At 74.7% G+C, this 19,433-nt stretch carries 17 protein-coding genes and 1 pseudogene; 13 read left to right on the top strand and 5 right to left on the bottom strand.

Annotated elements, in window-relative coordinates; genetic code table 11:
• Positions 1-301 precede the first annotated feature (301 nt).
• Positions 302-2,266, top strand: a complete 1,965-nt coding sequence (locus POF43_RS10080) for an APC family permease (RefSeq protein ID WP_372515935.1) — start codon at positions 302-304, stop codon at positions 2,264-2,266.
• A gap of 66 nt (positions 2,267-2,332) precedes the next feature.
• Here the strand turns inward: POF43_RS10080 and POF43_RS10075 are convergent, their stop codons facing one another.
• Positions 2,333-2,566, bottom strand: a complete 234-nt coding sequence (locus POF43_RS10075) for a hypothetical protein (RefSeq protein ID WP_271314383.1) — start codon at positions 2,564-2,566, stop codon at positions 2,333-2,335.
• A 436-nt stretch (positions 2,567-3,002) separates the two neighbouring features.
• Here POF43_RS10075 and POF43_RS10070 point away from each other — a divergent pair, with 436 nt between their 5' ends.
• On the top strand, positions 3,003-4,451 hold the full coding sequence (locus tag POF43_RS10070) for a hypothetical protein (RefSeq protein WP_271322449.1): 1,449 nt from the start codon (positions 3,003-3,005) through the stop codon (positions 4,449-4,451).
• Between the two features lie 226 nt (positions 4,452-4,677).
• On the opposite strand, the gene POF43_RS10065 is transcribed toward POF43_RS10070, so the two are convergent.
• Complete coding sequence (locus POF43_RS10065; RefSeq protein ID WP_271322448.1) at positions 4,678-5,544, bottom strand: UbiA family prenyltransferase; 867 nt, start codon at positions 5,542-5,544, stop codon at positions 4,678-4,680.
• A gap of 78 nt (positions 5,545-5,622) precedes the next feature.
• On the opposite strand from POF43_RS10065, the gene POF43_RS10060 reads away from it, so the two are divergent.
• The 3 genes and pseudogenes from POF43_RS10060 to POF43_RS10050 all read left to right on the top strand — a co-directional run bounded on the left by POF43_RS10060 (position 5,623) and on the right by POF43_RS10050 (position 8,494).
• Positions 5,623-6,681, top strand: a complete 1,059-nt coding sequence (locus tag POF43_RS10060; protein WP_271322447.1) for a type III polyketide synthase — start codon at positions 5,623-5,625, stop codon at positions 6,679-6,681.
• 2 nt (positions 6,682-6,683) lie between these two features.
• A pseudogene (locus POF43_RS10055) lies at positions 6,684-7,202 on the top strand (isoprenylcysteine carboxyl methyltransferase family protein); the annotation flags it as partial.
• 260 nt (positions 7,203-7,462) lie between these two features.
• The gene (locus POF43_RS10050; protein ID WP_271322446.1) at positions 7,463-8,494 is read left to right on the top strand and encodes an NAD(P)/FAD-dependent oxidoreductase; all 1,032 of its coding nucleotides are present in this window, start codon (positions 7,463-7,465) and stop codon (positions 8,492-8,494) included.
• Between the two features lie 422 nt (positions 8,495-8,916).
• Here POF43_RS10050 and POF43_RS10045 read toward each other — a convergent pair whose 3' ends face one another.
• Positions 8,917-10,005 (bottom strand): serine hydrolase domain-containing protein, encoded by a 1,089-nt coding sequence (locus POF43_RS10045; protein ID WP_282704513.1) that lies wholly within the window; start codon positions 10,003-10,005, stop codon positions 8,917-8,919.
• Positions 10,002-10,835, bottom strand: coding sequence for an IclR family transcriptional regulator (locus POF43_RS10040; protein ID WP_271322445.1), 834 nt, complete (start codon positions 10,833-10,835; stop codon positions 10,002-10,004). Before POF43_RS10040 ends, POF43_RS10045 begins: the two co-directional genes overlap by 4 nt.
• 63 nt (positions 10,836-10,898) lie before the next feature.
• On the opposite strand from POF43_RS10040, the gene POF43_RS10035 reads away from it, so the two are divergent.
• The 5 genes from POF43_RS10035 (at position 10,899) to POF43_RS10015 (ending at position 16,030) form a co-directional block, all read left to right on the top strand.
• Positions 10,899-12,461 (top strand): ABC transporter substrate-binding protein, encoded by a 1,563-nt coding sequence (locus tag POF43_RS10035; protein ID WP_271322444.1) that lies wholly within the window; start codon positions 10,899-10,901, stop codon positions 12,459-12,461.
• A gap of 77 nt (positions 12,462-12,538) precedes the next feature.
• A complete protein-coding gene (locus tag POF43_RS10030; RefSeq protein ID WP_308217257.1) occupies positions 12,539-13,450 on the top strand; it encodes an ABC transporter permease in 912 nt (303 codons plus the stop codon).
• On the top strand, positions 13,447-14,352 hold the full coding sequence (locus POF43_RS10025) for an ABC transporter permease (RefSeq protein WP_271322443.1): 906 nt from the start codon (positions 13,447-13,449) through the stop codon (positions 14,350-14,352). The genes POF43_RS10030 and POF43_RS10025 overlap by 4 nt, the downstream gene beginning before the upstream one ends.
• Positions 14,349-15,155 (top strand): ATP-binding cassette domain-containing protein, encoded by an 807-nt coding sequence (locus POF43_RS10020; RefSeq protein ID WP_271322442.1) that lies wholly within the window; start codon positions 14,349-14,351, stop codon positions 15,153-15,155. Before POF43_RS10025 ends, POF43_RS10020 begins: the two co-directional genes overlap by 4 nt.
• Positions 15,152-16,030 carry an ATP-binding cassette domain-containing protein gene (locus POF43_RS10015; protein ID WP_282704512.1) on the top strand — a complete coding sequence of 293 codons (879 nt, stop codon included), beginning with the start codon at positions 15,152-15,154 and terminating at the stop codon, positions 16,028-16,030. The genes POF43_RS10020 and POF43_RS10015 overlap by 4 nt, the downstream gene beginning before the upstream one ends.
• 32 nt (positions 16,031-16,062) lie before the next feature.
• Here the strand turns inward: POF43_RS10015 and POF43_RS10010 are convergent, their stop codons facing one another.
• Positions 16,063-17,019 carry an ROK family protein gene (locus POF43_RS10010; RefSeq protein ID WP_271325910.1) on the bottom strand — a complete coding sequence of 319 codons (957 nt, stop codon included), beginning with the start codon at positions 17,017-17,019 and terminating at the stop codon, positions 16,063-16,065.
• Positions 17,020-17,042: 23 nt separating this feature from the next.
• Between POF43_RS10010 and POF43_RS10005 the strand changes: the two genes are divergently transcribed.
• Genes POF43_RS10005 through POF43_RS09995 form a run of 3 tightly spaced genes read left to right on the top strand, consistent with a single transcriptional unit; the run spans position 17,043 to position 19,395 of the window.
• Entirely contained in the window at positions 17,043-17,897 is an 855-nt protein-coding gene (locus POF43_RS10005) for a creatininase family protein (protein WP_372515933.1), read from the top strand.
• The gene (locus tag POF43_RS10000; RefSeq protein ID WP_271316036.1) at positions 17,894-19,021 is read left to right on the top strand and encodes a mandelate racemase/muconate lactonizing enzyme family protein; all 1,128 of its coding nucleotides are present in this window, start codon (positions 17,894-17,896) and stop codon (positions 19,019-19,021) included. Before POF43_RS10005 ends, POF43_RS10000 begins: the two co-directional genes overlap by 4 nt.
• A complete protein-coding gene (locus tag POF43_RS09995; RefSeq protein ID WP_271324288.1) occupies positions 19,018-19,395 on the top strand; it encodes a RidA family protein in 378 nt (125 codons plus the stop codon). The genes POF43_RS10000 and POF43_RS09995 overlap by 4 nt, the downstream gene beginning before the upstream one ends.
• Positions 19,396-19,433 lie beyond the last annotated feature (38 nt).

Below are 19,433 nucleotides of genomic sequence, written 5' to 3'. Positions count from 1 at the left end.
TGGGACACGCGGCACGGTCTGCCCGTACGGCGGGCGACGCCGCCGCGGGATCCGGGCCGTTCCGGTGCTGGACCGGTGCCCACAGCGAAGCGCAGGAACGGCCCGCCGCACCCGTCGTTGACGGCGCCCTGACGGTCGCCCGGCGCGTTTTAACACCTTCTTGACGCCTGCGCCCTGTCTTATGACCTGCTGATTTGGCATCGTCACGCCGTCGGCCGCTGCTCACCGCGAGCGCGCGGCGGACCGGCACAACGGCCGACCGCCCACCGGCGGCCGGTCATCGGCGTGATGGGAGAACACGGTGACCGCCTCAGTCCCTACGGGACCAGGTACCGGGACAACAGCAGGAACCCGGCTGCGCGCGTGGCTGCTGGAGGGGCTGTCCGACATGGGCAGGCAGCCCGGCGCGCAGGCCGCCGACTCCGGGCACCGGGGCCAGCAGTGGTGGCGGGTGATGTGCCTGACCGGCGTGGACTACTTCTCCACCCTCGGCTACCAGCCCGGTATCGCCGCGCTGGCCGCCGGGCTGCTGTCACCGGTCGCCACCGTCGTGCTGGTGGTCGTCACGCTGGCCGGCGCGCTGCCGGTCTACCGCCGCGTCGCCCGCGAGAGCCCGCGCGGCGAGGGCTCCATCGCCATGCTGGAGCGGCTGCTGTCGGACTGGAAGGGCAAACTCTTCGTCCTGGCGCTGCTCGGCTTCGCGGCCACCGACTTCCTCATCACCATCACGCTGTCCGCCGCCGACGCCGCCACGCACATGGTGGAGAACTCCCACCTCACCAGCCTGCTCCAGGGCCATCAGATGATCATCACCCTGGCCCTGATCGCCCTGCTCGGCGCGGTCTTCCTCAAGGGCTTCCTGGAGGCCATCGGCGTCGCCGTCGTGCTGGCCGGCCTCTATCTGGCCCTCAACGTCGTCGTCGTGATCGTCGGCCTGTGGCACATCGTCAACGCCCCGCACGTCATCCCCGACTGGACCCACGCGCTGACCGTCCAGCACGGCGACCCGCTGATGATGATCGGGATATCCCTGATCATCTTCCCCAAGCTGGCGCTCGGCCTGTCCGGTTTCGAGACCGGCGTCGCCGTCATGCCGCACATCGAGGGCGACCCGTCCGACACCGAGCAGAACCCGGCCGGCCGCATCCGCGGCGCCCGCCAGCTGCTGACCGCGGCCGCGGTGATCATGAGCGTGTTCCTGGTGCTGACCAGCTTCATCACCACGCTGCTCATCCCGCAGTCCGCCTTCCGGGCCGGCGGACCGGCCAACGGCCGCGCCCTGGCCTACCTGGCCAACGAGTACCTCGGCTCGGCCTTCGGCTCGGTCTACGACTTCTCCACCATCGCGATCCTGTGGTTCGCCGGCGCCTCGGCGATGGCCGGCCTGCTCAACCTCATGCCGCGCTACCTGCCCCGTTACGGCATGGCCCCGCACTGGGCCCGCGCGGTACGGCCCATGGTGCTGGTCTTCACCGCCGTCGCCTTCCTGGTGACCTGGCTGTTCGACGCCAACGTCGACGCCCAGGGCGGCGCGTACGCCACCGGCGTGCTGGTGCTGATCTCCTCCGCCGCGATCGCGGTCACCATCGCCGCCCGCCGGGCCGGCCAGCGCGGCTGGACCATCGGCTTCGCGGTCATCTCGGTGGTCTTCCTCTACACCACCGTCGTCAACGTCTTCGAACGCCCCGACGGGGTGAAGATCGGCGCCTGCTTCATCGCCGGCATCGTGCTGGTCTCGCTGCTGTCCCGGCTGGCCCGCGCCTTCGAACTGCGGGTCACCGACATCGCGCTGGACGCCATGGCGGAACGTTTCCTGCGCGACACCGCGCACCGCACGATCCGGCTCATCGCCAACGAGCCCAGTGACCGCGACGCGCGGGAGTACCTCGACAAGACCCGCCAGATTCGCGCCGACAACGACATCCCCGACGGCGACGACCTGATCTTCGTCGAGGTCACCGTCCGCGACCCCTCCGACTTCGAAAGCACGCTGCGGGTCAGCGGCGAGGTGCGGCACGAACGCTTCCGGGTGCTGCGGGTCGACAGCTCCAGCATCCCCAACGCGCTCGCCGCCCTGCTGCTGCTGGTCCGCGACCGCACCGGCCAGCGCCCCCACATGTACTTCGAGTGGACCGAGGGCAACCCCTTCAGCCAGTTCCTGCGGTTCTTCCTCTTCGGCCGCGGCGAGGTCGCCCCGGTCACCCGCGAGGTGCTGCGGGAGGCCGAACCCGACCGCGACCGCCGCCCCCACGTCCACGTCGGCTGACCCCCGCTCCCGCACGGCGACGCCGGCTCCGGCAGATGCGGAGCCGGCGTCACCGGGCGGGCATGCCTACTTCTTGCCCTTGCCGTTCTCGAACTGGGCCAGCGCCAGCCCCAGGCCGAAGAAGGTCGGCGCCCATTCCCCGACGTAGATGCCCCACCGGTCGGCACGGTCCACGCCCTGGCCGGACTCGGCCTTCATCGACCCCGCCCAGCTCAGCACCGACAGGCCGATCGACCCGATCGCCGCCAGATAGGCGTGCTCACTGCGGACACCGGCATCATGAAGCCGCTCGATCACCATGCGAAACTCCCTCGGATGGATCAATTTGCGCAGACCACTCCATTGGCTCACACAATGGACGGCGGCGCATCGCGGAATCCGGCGGCCCGGCCCGGTACCGCGCACCGGACGCGCCGGCGCCGGCCGACCACGGTGCGACGCGGATCGGGTACCGGGTGTACGGACCGGGGCGGGCGTCACCGGTGCCGTGCCCGCCGCCGAAGCGGCTGCCGCCGCAGCGCCTGGCCGTAGCGCCTACCGGGCGTCGCGCCCACCGCCGCAGCGCCCACCGCCGCCGCGCACACCGCCGTAACGCCCACCGCCGTAGCGCAACCGGTGCCGCACGCCGCCGCCGCGCACGCCGGTGCCGCCCTCCCGGTGCAGCCCTGCCGGTGAAACGCCGGCGCGCGGCCCGGCGCCTTGGCCGGCGGGGGAGGCGGATGCCACCGTGAGCGGCGTGCGCCTTCGAACCACCGTCACCGCGGTCCTGCTCACCGCCCTCGTCGCCGTCACCGCGGTCACCGTGCTGGTCGGCGGCACCCTCGGATCGCCCGGCCGGCTGCCGTGGTGGTACGCCGCCGGGTGGGCGCTGTTCGCCGCCGCCGCGTGGTCGGTGCGGGCGGTGCCGGCCCGGGCGGCCGTCGCCCTGGTCGCGGCCGGCGCGGTCGCGCTGTGCGCCGCCGGCCTGCTGGCGCCGCCGCGCACCAGCGACGACATGTACCGCTACGCCTGGGACGGCCGCGTGCAGGCCGCCGGCGTCTCCCCGTACGCCGACCCGCCGGACTCGGCGCACCTGGCACGGCTGCGGGACCGGTGGCTCTTCCCGGCCGGCGCCTGCCACGCCTGGGACCTGCGCCGGACGCCGACCGGGGTGTGCACGCACATCAACAGGCCGTCGGTGCACACCATCTACCCGCCGGTGGCCGAGGGCTGGTACCTCGCCGTCCACGCGCTGTCCCCGGCCGGCGCCCGGTGCCGGCCGTTCCAGATCGCCGGCGCGCTGCTGGCGCTGGCCGTCACCGGCGCCCTGCTGTGGATCTGCCGACGCCGCGGCCTCGACCCGCAGCGGGCCGCCTGGTGGGCGTGGTGTCCGGCGGTGGCCCTCGGCGCCGTCAACGACGCGCACGTGGACACCCTCGGCGTACTGCTGACGGTCGCCGCGCTGGGCGCCGCCGCCGGCACCCCGCGCGGTGCGGTGCTGCGCGGCGCCGCGGCGGGCGGGGCGATCGCCGTCAAGCTGCTGCCGGTGCTCGCCCTGCCGGGTGCGCTGGCCGGCGCCGCCGCGCGCGGTACGGACCGCCGCCGGCCGGCGCTGCTCGTCCTGTCGGCGCTCGCCGTGGTCGCCGCGAGCTACCTGCCGTACGTCGCGGCCTCCGGCGCCGGGGTCATCGGCTACCTCCCCGGCTACCTCCAGCAGGAGGGCTACGACCGAAGCTCCGTCGGCCGCTTCGCCCTGCTGCGGACCGTGCTGCCCGACAGCTGGGCCGGCCCGGCCGCCGCGCTGGCCGTCGCCGCGGCCGCGGTGTACGTGCTGCGCCGCGGCGACCCGCGCCGCCCGTGGAGCGGCGCCCTGTCGGTGTACGGCATCGCGCTCCTGGCCACCTCGCCCGCCTACTACTGGTACGCCCTCGTCATCGCCGCGCTGGCCGCGCTCGACGGCCGCTGGGAATGGCTGGCGGTCCCGGCCGCCTGCACGGCGCTGTACCTGGAGGGAGCCCTCGGCGGGGCCCGGTTCACGGGTCAGGCCACGACGTTCGCCCTGGCGGCCACCGTGATCGCGACCGGCTCACTACTGCGCGCCCGCGCGGCCATCAGCACGCGCACCACGTCGCCCCCCGCACCACTCGCCGACCCCGGCACGCCTCAGCAGACCGATGACCGGGTGGCGCTCGACCGGGTGGACTGACGTGAAAGTGACGAGGCGTCAGCGCGTTGTCGTCAGGCGCCTGTTGGCCTCGCGCGGGCAACTCAGCGCTGCCATAAGCTTGTTGGCCTACGGATGCCAATGCCGGTCAGGGGGGTGGCCCTTGCTGGCTGGGTGCTCAAGGCCCCTTCAGCGCGAGCCCGTTGATGCCCCCGCCCTCAACGCCCGCCCTCCGCCGTCCCGTTGCCCAGGACGATGCCGCCCTCCCTCAGGGCGCCAGCACCGCGCCGTGGCCCACCAGCAGGATCACGTCGATCGCGGCCACCGCGAGCACCGCAAGGAACGGCAGGCGGCCGTCGGTGCCGGGGAGGACTGCCGCGCCGGCCGACAGGGCGACGGTGAGCGCGAGTGCGGTCAGGGCGGCCGGGCCGGGGGAGCCGGGCGGGCCCAGCAGGAGGACGGCGGAGGCGGTCGCCAGCGAGCAGCCGGTCACCGCGCGCGACCAGCGGGCGCCCATGCGCTGCGGCAGGCCGCGCACGCCTGCCGCCAGGTCGGCGTCGATGTCCGGCAGGACGTTGGCCGTGTGGGCGCCGAGCCCCAGCAGCGCGCCGGCCGCCGTCGCCCAGGCGGGCGGCCACGGGTGGGAGGGGAGCCCGAGCGTGACGAAGGCCGGGAGCAGGCCGAAGGCCACCGCGTACGGCAGCCAGGAAAGGGGGGTCCGCTTCAGGCGCAGGTTGTACGCCCAGCCGGCCGCCACCCCGGTCAGGTGTGCCGCGCCCGCCGCGAGACCGGCCGCCAGTGACAGCGGGACGCAGGCCAGCAGGGCGACCAGGGCCGCCGTCGCCACCGTGCGCGGCGCCAACTCCCCACGGGCCAGCGGCTTGTCGCGCCGGCCGGCCGCCCGGTCGCGGGCCAGGTCGACCCGGTCGTTGCACCATCCGATGGACAACTGCCCGGCCAGCGTGGCCGTCCCGACCGCCAGGCAGCCGAAGGGCGCGCGCCCGCAGGAGACCGCGAGCGCCGTCACCACGGCCGCGACCAGCAGCGCGGGGGCCGGATGCGCGGCCCCCAGCAGCACGAACGCCCGCCGGGGCGGCGCGGTGGCCGGTGCGAGCGCGGCCCGGTCCGACGACATGCGCGCATGCTACGCCACCGCCGATGCGTTCCGTCGTCATTGCGCATGCTGTGCGACATCAGTCCGTATGCTGACGTTATGACACGAATCGCGGCGGTCAGCGGAGTTCTCCCGCCGCACCGCTATGCGCAGAGCGAGATCACCGACGCGCTGGCGGCGGTCTGCCTTCCCCCGGGGGCGGACCGCGCCGTGTTCGACCGGCTGCACGCCTGCGCCGGGGTGCGGCACCGGCACCTCGCCCTCGAACTGCCGCGCTACGGGACGCTGTCCGGCTTCGGCGAGGCCAACGACCTGTTCATCGAAACCGCGCTCGACCTGGGGGAGCGGGCGGTGCGCGACGCGCTGGACGCGGCCGGGCTGCGCGCCGACGAGGTCGACCTCGTGCTGTCCACCTCCGTGACGGGCATCGCCGCCCCCTCCGTCGAGGCGCGGCTGGCGGGCCGGCTGGGGCTGCGGCCCGACGTCAAACGGCTGCCGGTCTTCGGCCTCGGCTGCGTGGCCGGCGCGGCCGGCCTCGCCCGGCTGCACGACCACCTCACCGGCCACCCCGCCGACGTCGCGGTGCTGCTGTCCACCGAACTGTGCTCGCTCACCCTCCAGCGCGGTGACACCTCGGCGGCCGGGATGGTGGCCGGCGCGCTGTTCGGCGACGGCGGCGGCGCGCTCGTGGCGGTCGGAACCGACCGGGCCGCCGACCACACCGGGCCGGTGGTGCTGGACACCCGCAGCCGGCTCTACCCCGGCACCGGCGACCTGCTCGGCTGGGACATCGGCGACCGCGGCTTCCGTATCGTGCTCGGCGGCCAACTGCCCGACGTGGTACGGCTGTCGGTGGCCGAGGAGGTGCGCGACTTCCTGGCCGGCCACGACCTCAAACCCGACGACGTCACGGCGTGGATCTGCCACCCCGGCGGCCCCAAGGTGCTCGACGCGCTCCAGGAGTCGCTGGGTCTGCCGGCCGACGCCCTGGAGGCGTCCCGCCGTTCACTGGCCGAGGTCGGCAACCTCTCCTCCGCGTCCGTCCTGCACATCCTGCGCGACGTCCAGGCCGACCGCCGGCCGCCGCCCGGCGCCACCGGACTGCTGCTCGCCCTCGGCCCCGGCCTGTCCTCCGAACTCGTCCTGCTGCGGTGGTAGTTGTGTCCCCCTACACCGTCCTGATCCTCCTCGTCGCCCTCGAACGCCTCGTGGAGCTGCGCGTCGCACGCCGCCACGCCGCGTGGAGCCGGCAGCGCGGCGGCACCGAGTACGGCCGCGGCCACTACCCGGTGATGGTCGCCCTGCACACCGCACTGCTGGCCGGCTGCCTGCTCGAAGTGCCGCTGCTGCACCGGCCGTTCAGCCTCGCGCTCGGGCTGTCGGCGCTCGCCGTCGCGGCCGCGTCGCAGGGCCTGCGCTGGTGGTGCGTCACCACGCTCGGCCCGCGCTGGAACACCCGCGTCATCGTGGTGCCCGGCCTGCCGCTGGTACGCCGCGGCCCCTACCGGCTGTTCGGCCACCCCAACTACGTGGCCGTCGTCGCCGAAGGCGTCGCCCTGCCGCTCGTCCACGGCGCCTGGCTGACCGCTACCGTCTTCACCCTCGGCAACGTGCCACTGCTCGCGGTGCGGCTGCGCTGCGAGAACGCGGCGCTGGCCCACGCGGTCGCAAGCCCGGCGCGGGGCGGTCCTGCTGGAGGCGTGGCGGCGACGGGCGTTGCCGGGGGAGCGGCGGCGGCCAGCCCTGACGGGGGCCTCGCGCCGGCCGGCGTTGACCGAAGCCGCCCGCCGACCGTGCCCCACGGAAGCCCCGCACCGACCGGCCTCGACGGAAGCCGCCCGCCGACCATGCCCCACGGAAGCCCCGCACCGGTCGCCGCTTCCGATGCCGCCGCGCCGACCTCCGCGCCGACCGGTGCACCGACCGCCAAGCCGACCCGGTGATCGACCTCCTGGTGGCCGGCGGTGGGCCGGCCGGGCTGGCCACCGCCATCCACGCCCGGCTGGCCGGCCTCGACGTCACCGTCGTCGAACCGCGCGGCGCACCGGTGGACAAGGCCTGCGGCGAGGGACTGATGCCGGGTGCGGTCCGGGCGGCCGCCGCCCTCGGCATCACCCCGCCGGGGCAGTCGTTGCGCGGCATCCGCTACCTCGACTGCCGCGACGGCGAACCCCGGTGCGCCGAGGCCGCGTTCCGCACCGGGCCCGGCCTGGGCGTGCGGCGCACCGCGTTGCACGACGCCTTCGCGGCCCGCGCGGCGCAGCTCGGCATCCCGGTGGTGGCCGGGCGGGTCGGCACCGTCAGCCAGACCGGCAACTCGGTGAGCGCCGCCGGGCACACCGCCCGTTACCTCGCCGCCGCCGACGGACTCCACTCCACCGTCCGGCACGCCCTCGGCCTGCACCGGCCGGCCGGCCCGCGCCACCCGTCGCGCTACGGGCTGCGCCGGCACTTCGCCGTACCGCCGTGGACCGACCACGTCGAGGTCCACTGGTCGCCGCGTGCCGAGGCGTACGTGACGCCGGTCGGCGCCGGGCTGGTCGGCGTCGCGGTCCTCACCGGCGACCGGGAGCCGTTCGACCGCCTGCTGCCGCGCTTCCCCGTGCTGTGCCGCCGGCTGCGCGGCGCGGACGCCACCGCGGTGCGCGGCGCCGGACCGCTGCGGCAGACCGCGACCGCCCGGGTGGCCGGCCGGGTGCTGCTGGTCGGCGACGCGGCCGGCTACCTCGACGCCCTCACCGGCGAGGGCATCGCGCTGGCCCTGGCCTGCGCGCCGCGCCTGGTGGAGTGCGTGCTCGCGGACCACCCGCAGCACTACGAGCGGGCCTGGCGGGCCGCCTCCCGCCGCTACCGCCTGCTGACCGCCTCACTGCTGTGGCTGCGCCACCGCCCGCTGGCCGCACCCCGCATCGTGCCGACCGCCGCCCGGCTGCCGCTGCTCTTCGGCGCGCTGGTCAACCAGTTGGCGTAGCCCGGCGGTGGGCCTCCTGCGCGGGGACGGCGGTGCGGCTCCGGGGGAGCGGCCAGCCGCCGTTCCGCGACACCGGGCCGGTCGCCGGCGGCACGGGACGTTTCACGTCAATCCCTGCGCGGCGAGCGGGAGTCGGCCTCGTGGCCTGATGGGTTACCGGGCAGGACTGCCTCCGCATCGTGGAACGCGTTACGTCAACCGGTCCACGTGACGGGCGAGTTGGCGCCGCGATCCAGCGGACCGTTCCCCCGACCAGCTCCCGGCGCAGCGGAGTTGGTGCCGCAGGCCGGCCAGAGCCTCGGGCGGGGGCTGCCGCGCCACGGAACGTTCACCGTCAACCGGCCAATACGGGCGGCGAGTTGGCCCCGCCCCAACGGACCGCCCGGCTGCACGCGCCCCGCCGCCCCGCACGACCTCCCCCGTCACCCGCCCCCCGGTGCGGGAGAGTCGGCCCCGACCCTCGGCGAGGCCCCCGGCGGCCCGTCCGGCAACAACGCCGCCGCGTCGTGGAACGCCCGGCGCAGCGCGACGATCCCGGTGCCTTCGCGGGTCGGGTGTACGCGGTTGGTCAGCAGGACGGCGTACCGACCGGTGGCGGGGTCGATCCAGATGCTGGTGCCGGTGAAGCCGGTATGGCCGAAGGAGGCCGGGCCGAAGGTGTGGCCGACGGGGGAGCCGGTGGGGTCCTGCCCCTGCCAGGCCAGGGCGCGGCGCAGGTTGAGGGTGTCGGTGTGGCCGGCGGTCATCAGCGCGAAGGTCTCCGGGCGCAGCAGTTCGCGGCCGCCCGCCGCCAGGGACCGGCCGAGGCGTTCCATGTCGTCGAGGGTCGCGAACAGCCCGGCGTGGCCGCAGACCCCGCCGAGTACGACCGCGTTCTCGTCGTGCACCTCGCCGGCCACCACGCGGCCGCGCCACGGGCAGTCCTCGGTGGCCACCGCCCGTGCCCGGCGTTCGGCGTCGGGGGTGAAGACGGTGTCGGTCAGGCCCAGCGGCACGCACACGTGGTCGCGGACCAGGTCGGCCAGCGACCGGCCGGCGGCGGCCTCGGCGATCAGACCCAGCAGGATGAAGCCCTGCGAGGAGTACTCGACGGCCGTCCCCGGCCCGGTGCGCGCCGGCATCCGGCCGATGGCCGCCAGCAGCGCGGCCCGGGTGGGATGGTCGCGGTAGAGCGGGGTGCCGCCGCGCAGTCCCGAGGTGTGCGTCAGCAGCTGACGCACCGTCACAGTGGCTTTGTCGCTGTCCCGGTAGCCGCTGAGGTGGTCGCCGACCGTGTCGTCGAGGGTGAGGGCGCCGGTCTCGGCCAGCCGCATCACCGCGAGCCCGACGAGCGGTTTGGTGACCGAGGCCAGGTCCCACAGCTCACCGCCGTCCAGCGCGTCGCCGTCCCGGCTGCGCCGGCCGGTCCAGCCGCGGTCGGCCGGCCCGTGCGCGGTGCCGACCGACCAGGCGGCGCCGGAGTACACCTGCCGCTCGCAGCCGGCGGCGAGCAGTTCCGCCAGGGGGCTCACGCCGGTTCACCGCCGCCCGTGCCGTCCAGCGCCGTCAGCCGTGGTCCGGTCGCGCCGAGGTCCGCGGAGATGCTCCGGGCGGCGGCGCGCACCATCGCGCCGTACATCGCGACGGCCTCCGCGCCGAGGGTGAAGGTCAGTCCGCGCACGCCGATCGCGCCCGCCACCCGCCCGTCGCCGCCGAGGACCGGCGCGGCCACCGACCGCACGTCCGGCTCGTCGTACTCGTCGTCCACCGCGTAGCCGACCCGGGCCGCCTCGCGCACCGCCTCCCGCAGGACGCGCGGGTCGGTGCCGCGCGCGGCACCGGCGGCCCGCGGTCCGGCGGTCAGGAACTCCTCGGCGCGCTGGTCCGGCAGCGCGGAGAGCATCGCCAGCCCCGCGCCGCTGCGGTGCAACGGCACCCGGCCGCCGGGCCGCACCCGCATCCGGTACTCCCGGGCCGGTTCCGACACCTCCAGGTAGACCGCCTCGTCCGCGTCCAGCACCGCGTAGTAGGCGAGCTGGCCGGTGCGCTGCCGCAGGTCGGCCAGAGCGGGCCGGGCCAGCCGCAGGTCACGGCCGGTGTCGAGGGCGGCCGCGGCCAGGCCCAGCAGGCGCGGTCCGACCCGGTAGGCGCCGCCGGCCGCGGCGTCCACGAAGCCGTACTCGGCCAGGGTGCGCAGGTGGCGGTGGGCCGTCGGCTTGGACAGGCCGGTGCTGCGCGCTATGTCCGCCAGCCGGTGGGGTCCGGCCCCGCGGGTGAGCGCCTCCAGGACCTCCATCGCCTTGTCGACCGGCCCCTTCGCGGGGCCGGGCTCGGTGGACTGGGTGTTGACCGCTTTCGGCATGTCGCTTAGCTTAGCGCAATCGCATTCCATTTTCCGGAACGGATGTGTTGCCCAGTGGAACGATTGCGTTCAGCGAGAGCGGCCGGCCGAGGACATCCGCCGCGCCGCGCCCTCCTGCGGTTCGGCGGCCTGCTCGTGCCCGCCGTCGCCGCGCCGGCCCTGCTCACCGGCTGCGGGACCGACCCGGCGGGCGCCGCGGGCAACGTCCTGCGGGTCTCGCAGTCCGGCGACCCGAAGACCATGGACCCGCACAAACAGGGCGACATGACGTCGATGAACGCCCTGATCAACATGTTCGACACCCTCACCACCCACGACCTCGCCAACCGGCTGCGCCCCCGCCTCGCGCTGTCGTGGACCGCCCGCGACGAGCACACCTGGCGGTTCCGGCTGCGCCCCGGCGTGACGTTCCACAACGGCGAGCCCTGCGACGCGGCGGCCGTGAAGTTCAGCGTCGAGCGGGTCCTGGACCCGAAGACCGAGTCACCGATCGTCGAACTGCGCTACGTCAAGGACGTCACCGTCGTCGACCGCCTCACCGTCGACCTGCACACCACCCAGCACGACCCGATCCTGCCCGCCAAGCTCTCGCTGTTCGGCGGCGTCGTCGTCCCACCGAAGTACATCGCCGACGTCGGAAGCGCCGGATTCGCCCAACACCCCGTCGGGACAGGGGCGTTCACGTTCGTCCACTGGCAGCCCGACCAGGAACTGCGCATGCGCGCCAACCCCCGCTACTGGAACGGCCGCCCCGCCGCCGACCAGCTGGTCTTCACCCCCGAACCCAACTCCGCCTCCGCGCTCGCCGCCCTGCAGAGCGGCCAGACCGACCTCGTCGCCGGCCTGACCCCGGACGCCGCCCAGCAACTGGCCGGCTACACCGGCGTCACCCTGGAGAGCGACCCCGGCATCCGCACCGCCTACCTCTCCCTCGACACCCTGCACGGACCCCTGCGCGACCGCCGGGTGCGCCAGGCCCTCAACCACGCCATCGACGTGCCGCTGCTGATCAAGGCGGTCCTGGGCGGCAAGGCCCGTGAGGTGCCGGCGATGATCCCGCGCGGCGCCTTCGGGTTCGACCCCTCGCTCAAGGCGTTCAGCCGCTCGGTCCCCACCGCCCGCGCGCTGCTCGCCGAGGCCGGCTACCCGCACGGCTTCAGCACCACGCTCACCGCCTCCAACCTCGACTCCGACGTCGCCCAGGCGATATCCGGGTTGCTGGCCAGGGCCGGCGTGCACGCCTCGGTGAACCTGCTCGACCCCGGCACCTACGCCACCCGGCTGACCTCCGACAACCGCGGCGCCCTCGGCCCGGTCTACCTGGCCGCCAGCACCGTGTGGACCCTCGACGGCGAGAGCATGCTCCAGTCCAACGTCCGCAGCGACCGCCGGCAGAGCCGCTGGCACAACGCGCAGGCCGACCGGCTCGTCGACGCCGAGGAGCTGTCCGTCGACTCCGACGCGCGCATGCGGGCCTTCACCGACCTGCAACGGCTCATGCTCACCGAGGCGCCCTTCGTCTCCCTCTACCAGCTCGACAACATCCTCGCCCGCAACTCCCGCCCCCGCTGGCGGCCCGGCGCCGCCGGCTCGCTGGACATGGCCACCGCGGAGGTGTCGCGGTGAGCACCGTCTCCCTCCAACGCCCTGACGCCCCCGCCGGCCGCCCGCCCCGCACCCGGCGCGGAACCGGCCTGGCCCGCATGCTGCTCGGCCGCCTCGGCAGCGCGCTGCTGGTGCTGCTGTGCACCGCGACCGTCTCCTTCTTCCTGGTCCGCCTGTCCGGCGACCCGGTCAAACTCCTGCTGCCGCCCGACGCCACCGCCCACCAGGAATCCGTACTGCGCGCCTCCCTCGGCCTGGACCGGCCGCTGTACAGCCAGTACCTCGCCTTCCTGCGCGGCATCCCCCGGTTCGACTTCGGCACCTCGATCTTCTACAACCAGCCGGTCGGCCACGTGCTGGCCCAGCGCCTGCCCGCCACCCTCGAACTCGCCGCCGGAGCCCTGGTGGTGACCCTGGTCATCGCGATCCCGGCCGGCATCGTGGCGGCCATGCGACGCGGCCGGGCCACCGACCGCGGCGTGATGACCGGCGTGCTGCTCGGCCAGTCCACCCCGCCGTTCTGGATCGGCATCCTGCTCATCCTGCTGTTCGCCGTCGAGTTCCACCTGCTGCCCGCCTCCGGCTACGGCACCTTCGCCCACCTCGTGCTGCCCTCCGTCACCCTCGCCGTCTACTCGGTGGCCGTCGTCGCCCGGCTGCTGCGCTCCTCACTCATCGACGCCCTCGCCTCCGACCACATCCGCACCGCCCGGGCCAGGGGCCTGGGACCGGTCAAGGTCGTCCTCACCCACGGCCTGCGCAACGCCTCGCTGCCGGTGGTGACCGTGCTCGGCCTGGAGATCGGCAGCCTGCTGGGCGGCGCGATCCTCACCGAACAGGTCTTCTCCTGGCCCGGCGTCGGACAACTGACCATCGAGGCCATCACCAACCGCGACTTCCCCCTGGTACAGGCCACCGTGCTGTTCTTCGCGGCCACCTTCGTCGTGGTGAACCTCCTGGTCGACCTGTCCTACACCCTCCTCGACCCGAGAGTGCGGACCACCCGATGACCGTCACCTCACCCGTCCTGCCCGCCGCGGCCGGCACCGCGACCGCCCACCGCCACACCGTGCTGCGGACCCTGCTGCGCAACCGGCTGGCCGTCGTCGCGCTGGCGGTCCTGGCCGTCCTGGTGCTCGCCGCCGTCCTCGCACCGCTGATCGTCCCCTACGACCCCAACGCCCAGAACCTGCTGCAACGCCTCCAGCCCCCCGCCTGGCTGGCCGGCGGGCACCGCGCCCACCTGCTCGGCACCGACGAGCTGGGCCGCGACATGCTCTCCCGCGTCATCTACGGCACCCGCGTCTCGCTGCTGGTCGGCGCCGGCGCGGCCCTGCTGGCCGGCACCGTCGGCACCGCCGTCGGCCTGGTCGCCGGCTACTTCGGCGGCTGGCCCGACCGGCTGCTGATGCGGCTGGCCGACGTCCAACTCGCCTTCCCCGCCATCCTGCTGGCGCTGGCCGTCATCGGCTTCCTCGGCTCCGGCCTGGGATTCGTCATCCTCGTCCTGGGCTTCACCGGCTGGGTCTCCTACGCCCGGGTGGTGCGCTCCGAGGTCCTGTCGCTGCGCACCCGCGACTTCGTCACCGAGGCCCGCGCGATCGGCGTCACCGACACCGCCATCATCCGCCGCCACCTGCTGCCCAACGTCACCGCACCGCTGGCGACCATCGCCACCCTGCACGTGGCCGCCGCGATCGTGGCCGAGGCGTCGCTGAGCTACCTGGGCCTCGGCGTGCCCAAGGAGACCGTCACCTGGGGCGGCATGCTCGCCGACGGCCAGCTCTACCTGGGCACCGCCTGGTGGGTCGCCGTCTTCCCCGGCCTGGCCCTGATGATCACCTCCCTCGCCGTCAACCTCACCGGAGACGCCCTGCGCGACGTCGCGGACCCGAAGGCGTACCGACGATGACCACTCCCGCACCCCTGCTCGAAATCGACGACCTGCGGGTCGACTTCCGCCTCGACGACACCACCGTGCACGCCGTGCGCGGCGTGAGCCTGGAGGTACGGCCCGGCGAGACCCTCGCCGTCGTCGGGGAGTCCGGCAGCGGCAAGACCGCCACCGCCTTGTCCGTGCTGCGCCTCAACCCCGAACCGCCGTGCGCCTACCCGGCCGGCGCCATCCGCTTCGACGGCCGCGACCTGCTCACCGTCCCCGACCGGGAACTCGGCCGGATCCGCGGCGCCGACATCTCCATGGTCTTCCAGGACCCGATGACCAGCCTCGACCCGCTGCAACGCGTCGGCGCCCAGGTCGCCGAGGTGCTGCGCCACCACCACGGCCTGCCGCGCTCCGCCGCCCGGCACTCGGCGCTGGAGGCGATGGACGAGGTCGGCATCCCCGACCCCGAACGCCGCTACCGCCAGTACCCGCACGAACTCTCCGGCGGCCTGCGGCAACGCGTCATGATCGCCGCCGCCCTGGTGGGCCGGCCCCGGGTGCTGATCGCCGACGAACCCACCACCGCGCTCGACGTCACCGTGCAGCGGCAGATCCTCGACCTGCTCGTCGGGCTGCGGCAACGGCACGACATGGCCGTCGTGCTGATCACCCACGACCTCGCGGTGGTCGCCGAGACCGCGGACCGCGTCGTGGTGATGAACGCCGGCGAGATCGTCGAGACCGCGGACGTCCACGACCTGTTCGCCCGCCCCGCCCACGACTACACCCGCCGTCTGCTGGCGGCCACGCCCCGATTGGAGCCGGCATGACGCTGCTCGAACTCGACGGACTGCGCAAGGAGTTCGGCGCACGACACCGCACCGTCGCGGTCGACGACGTGACGTTGACGGTGCACGAGGGCGAAACCCTGGCCCTGGTCGGGGAGTCCGGCTGCGGCAAGACCACCTTGACCCGGCTGCTGCTGCGCCTGCTGGAACCCACCGCCGGCACCGTGCGCTTCGACGGCCGGGACCTCGCCGCCTTGTCCACCGCCGAACTGCGCCGGGTCCGCCGCCAGATGCAGGTCGTCCTCCAGGACCCCTACTCCAGCATGAACCCGCGCATGCGCGTGCACGACATCGTCGCCGAACCCCTCGTCACTCACGATCCGGCCGCCCGCGGCCGCCGCGGCCGGGCCGCCACCGCGCAACGCGTCGCCGCCCTGCTGGAGGCCGTCGGCCTCGACCCGGGCATCCGGGACCGCTACCCGCACGAGTTCTCCGGCGGCCAGCGCCAGCGCGTCTCCATCGCCCGCGCCCTCGCCCTGGAACCACGCCTGGTGGTGCTCGACGAACCCACCAGCGCGCTCGACGTCTCCGTGCAGGCCCGGGTCCTGGACCTGCTGGCCGAACTCCAGCAACGCCTGGGCCTGACCTACCTGTTCGTCTCCCACAACCTCGCCGTCGTCCGCCAGGTGGCCGACCGGGTCGCCGTCATGCGCCGCGGCGCCCTGGTCGAGGTCGGCACCGCCGCCGACGTCTTCGGCGCCCCGCGGCACCCCTACACCCGCCAACTCCTCGACGCCGTCCCCGTACCCGACCCGCGCCGCGCCCGGCGCACCCGCGACACCGCGCCCCCGGCGAACGCCCCGCGCGACCCCGCCGGCCCCGACCGGCCCGCCGACCCCACCGGGCAGGTCCGGTGACCGGCGCGAACGGGAGGGGCCCGGCCGTGCGCTCAGCGCTGCGACAGGACGAGCCCGGCCCCGCCGAGCAGCGCCACGTCGTCCACGGCCGCCGCGCTGACCAGCACCGTCGGCTCCTCGGCGGCCACCGAGGCGCCGTCGGCCCGCAACCGCTCCTCGATCAGCGTCCGGAAGCGCTCCCCGCCCTCGCGGGCCTCACCGTGCAGCACGAACAACCCCGGCGCGAACAACTGCTGAACGTTGACCAGCCCCAGGGCGAGGTTCGCCGCGTACTCCTCGACCACCGCACGGGCCGCCGGGTCGCGGCTGGTCACCAGGGCGCCCAGCGTCAGACCGCTGCCGAGCCCGGCCTCGCGGGCCCGCTCCCGCAGCCAGCGGGTGGTGGCGACCGACTTCCAGCAGCCGCGGCCCCCGCAACTGCACCGGTTGCCGCTGGCCGCCACCGTCATGTGGGCGCCGCTGCGGCCGCCGTGCGGGGCCAGCACCTCGCCGTCGTAGAGGATGCCGACGCCGAGGACCTCACCGGTGGAGACCGAGGCGAAGGTGCGCCGGCCCCGGCCCGCGCCGAACCACCGGTCGCCCAGCACCTGCAACCGCGCCCGGTGCTCGACCCGCACCGGCCGGCCGGTCAGCGCCCGCAGCCGCTCGGTCACCGGATAGCCGCGCAGCGCCGGCACGTCGTTGACCTCGATGATCAGCCCGGCGCCCGGATCGACCAGGCCGGCCGCCGCGACCCCGATGCCGGTCGGCTCGTGGCCGGCGAAGACCCCGGCGGCCCGGGCCAGCGCCGCGTCGATCTCCCGCCGGCCGGCCGAGACCTCGTACACCGCCTCCTCGCGGGCCAGCACCCGGCCGGACATCGTCAGCACCGCCGCCCGTACCCGGCCCGGCACCAGCTCGACCGCGCCCAGCGTCCGCGCGCCGCCGGGACCGGCCGGCGCCGGCCGGGACTCGGGCACCAGTCGCAGGGGAGGGCGTTCACGGGCCATACGCCGACTCTGTCACGTCAGCCATGGAGGGAAGTAGCCCCGTGACCCTTTTGACGCTCACCGAACTGACCTGGCGGGAAGTGCGCGCGGCCGGTGCCGAGGGCATCGCGCTGCTGCCGATCGGCTCCCAGGAGCAGCACGCCGGCCACCTGCCGATGGGCACCGACACGCTGCTCGCCGAGGCCGTCATCGACCGGGCGGCCGTCCACCTGACCCGGCACGGACCCGCGCCGCGGCTGGTCCGGCTGCCCGCCCTGCCGTTCGGGCACAGCCCCCACCACCTGTTCGCCGCCGCCGTCTCGCTGTCCGCCGCCACCCTCGGCGCGGTGCTCGACGACGTCCTGGACTCGCTGGCCACCAGCGGCTACCAGCGGATCATGGTGGTCAACGGCCACGGCGGCAACGACGAGATCATGCGGCTGGCCGTCAAGCGGTTCGCGCTGCGCGCCGAGGTCACCGTCGCCGCCTGCTCGTACTGGACCGTCACCGACCGTGACGGCGCCGGCGACACCGGCGACGCTGACGACACCGGCGACGGGGAGCGGCCGGACGTCACCCCGGGCCACGCCGGCTGGTTCGAGACCTCGCTGATGCTCGCCGCCCACCCCGGCCTGGTCCGCACCCCGGTACCGTCCCGCGCCCCCGTCGAGCCGCCCCCGCTGTTCGACCGGCCGCCGTACCCCGGCCTGACCGTCGAACGGCACGGCGAATGGCAGCGCGTCGGCGGATCCACCGACGACGCCTGCGGCGCGGACGCCGCCGCCGGCCACCGGCTGCTGGACGCCAGGGCCCGCGGGCTGGCCCGCGCCATCCGCGCGTTCGACGCGGCCACCCACCCCGGGCGGGCAGCCGCCCACCCGAGTCAAGGAGAAGAATGAAGATCACGGATGTCGACGTCTGGGTGGTCAACCTCCCGCTGGTCAACCCGTTCACCAGCTCGTTCGAGACCAAGACGGGCGAGACCCGCACCGTGGTGCGGCTGCGCACCGACTGCGGGGTGGAGGGCTGGGGCGAGACGATGTGGGGCCGGCCGGTCGCCGCGGTCGTCCGCTCGATGGCCCAGGACCTGATCGGCACCAGCCCGTTCGCGCTGGAGGCCTTCCACCGCAAGCAGCACATGGTGCCGTTCTTCCACGGCTACCTCGGGTACGCCGCGATCGCCGCCCTCGACGTGGCCTGCTGGGACGCCATGGGCAAGGCCACCGGCCAGTCGGTCACCGACCTGCTCGGCGGCGCGGTGCGCGACGAGGTCGCCATCACCGCGCTGGTCACCCGGGCCGACGCCCCCGGCGCCGGTGCCGCCGACCTGCCCGGCGCGCTGGCCGAGCACGCCGCCCGGGTCGTCGCCGAGGGCGGCTTCCGGGCCGTCAAGCTCAAGGGCACCAAGGACGTCGCCGGCGACGTCGCCATCATGCGGGCGCTGCGCGGCGCGCTGCCCGCCAGCGACCTGCGGGTCGACCCCAACGCCGCCTGGTCGGTGCCCGACTCGGTACGGGCCGGCATCGCCCTGGAGGAACTGGACCTGGAGTACCTGGAGGACCCCTGCTCCGGCATCGAGGGCATGAGCCAGGTGCACGCCAAGGTCCGCATCCCGCTGTGCACCAACATGTGCGTCGTGCGCTTCGAGGAGTTCGCCCCCGCGATGCGGCTCAACGCGGTCGACGTCATCCACGGCGACGTCTACAAGTGGGGCGGCATCGCGGCCACCAAGGCGCTGGCCGCGCACTGCGAGACGTTCGGCCTCGGCATGAACCTGCACAGCGGCGGCGAACTCGGCATAGCCACCGCCGCCCACCTGGCCGTGGTGGCCAGCACCCCGGTGCTCTCCCGCGCCATCGACAGCATGTACTACCTGCATGCGGACGACATCACCGAACCGCTGCACCTGGCGGACGGCCGCCTGCGGGTACCGACCGGCCCGGGGCTCGGCGTGACCGTGGACGAGGACAAGCTGCGGCACTTCGCCGCCGTCAACGAACGAGAAGGAGACCTCACCGGATGACCCGCCACCCCGTCCGCACCGCCGGCGCGCCGCTGCCCAAGGGCGCCTACAGCCAGGGCGCCGAGGGCGGCGGCCTGCTGTTCACCGCCGGCTTCGGCCCGCAGGACCCGCGCACCGGCGAGGTCGCACCGACCGCGCGCGAGCAGACCGCCCAGGTCCTGCGCAACATCGCCGCCGTGCTGGCCGAACGCGGACTGACCCTCGACGACGTCGTGAAGGTGACCGCCCATCTCCAGCACCTGCGGCGCGACTTCGCCGAGTACGACGCCGCCTACCGCGCGTTCTTCACCGAGCCGTTCCCGGTACGCACCACCGTCGGCTCCGACCTGATGGACATCCTGGTGGAGATCGACGTGGTCGCCACGACACGCTGACCGCACCCGCGGTTCGTACCGCACCGGTGCCGGGAAGC

The organism is Streptantibioticus silvisoli (assembly GCF_027947535.2).
GTDB lineage: Bacteria > Actinomycetota > Actinomycetes > Streptomycetales > Streptomycetaceae > Streptantibioticus_C > Streptantibioticus_C silvisoli.
The sequence above is the reverse complement of the archived record's forward strand: the minus strand, read 5'-3'. Positions and strand labels throughout refer to the sequence as shown.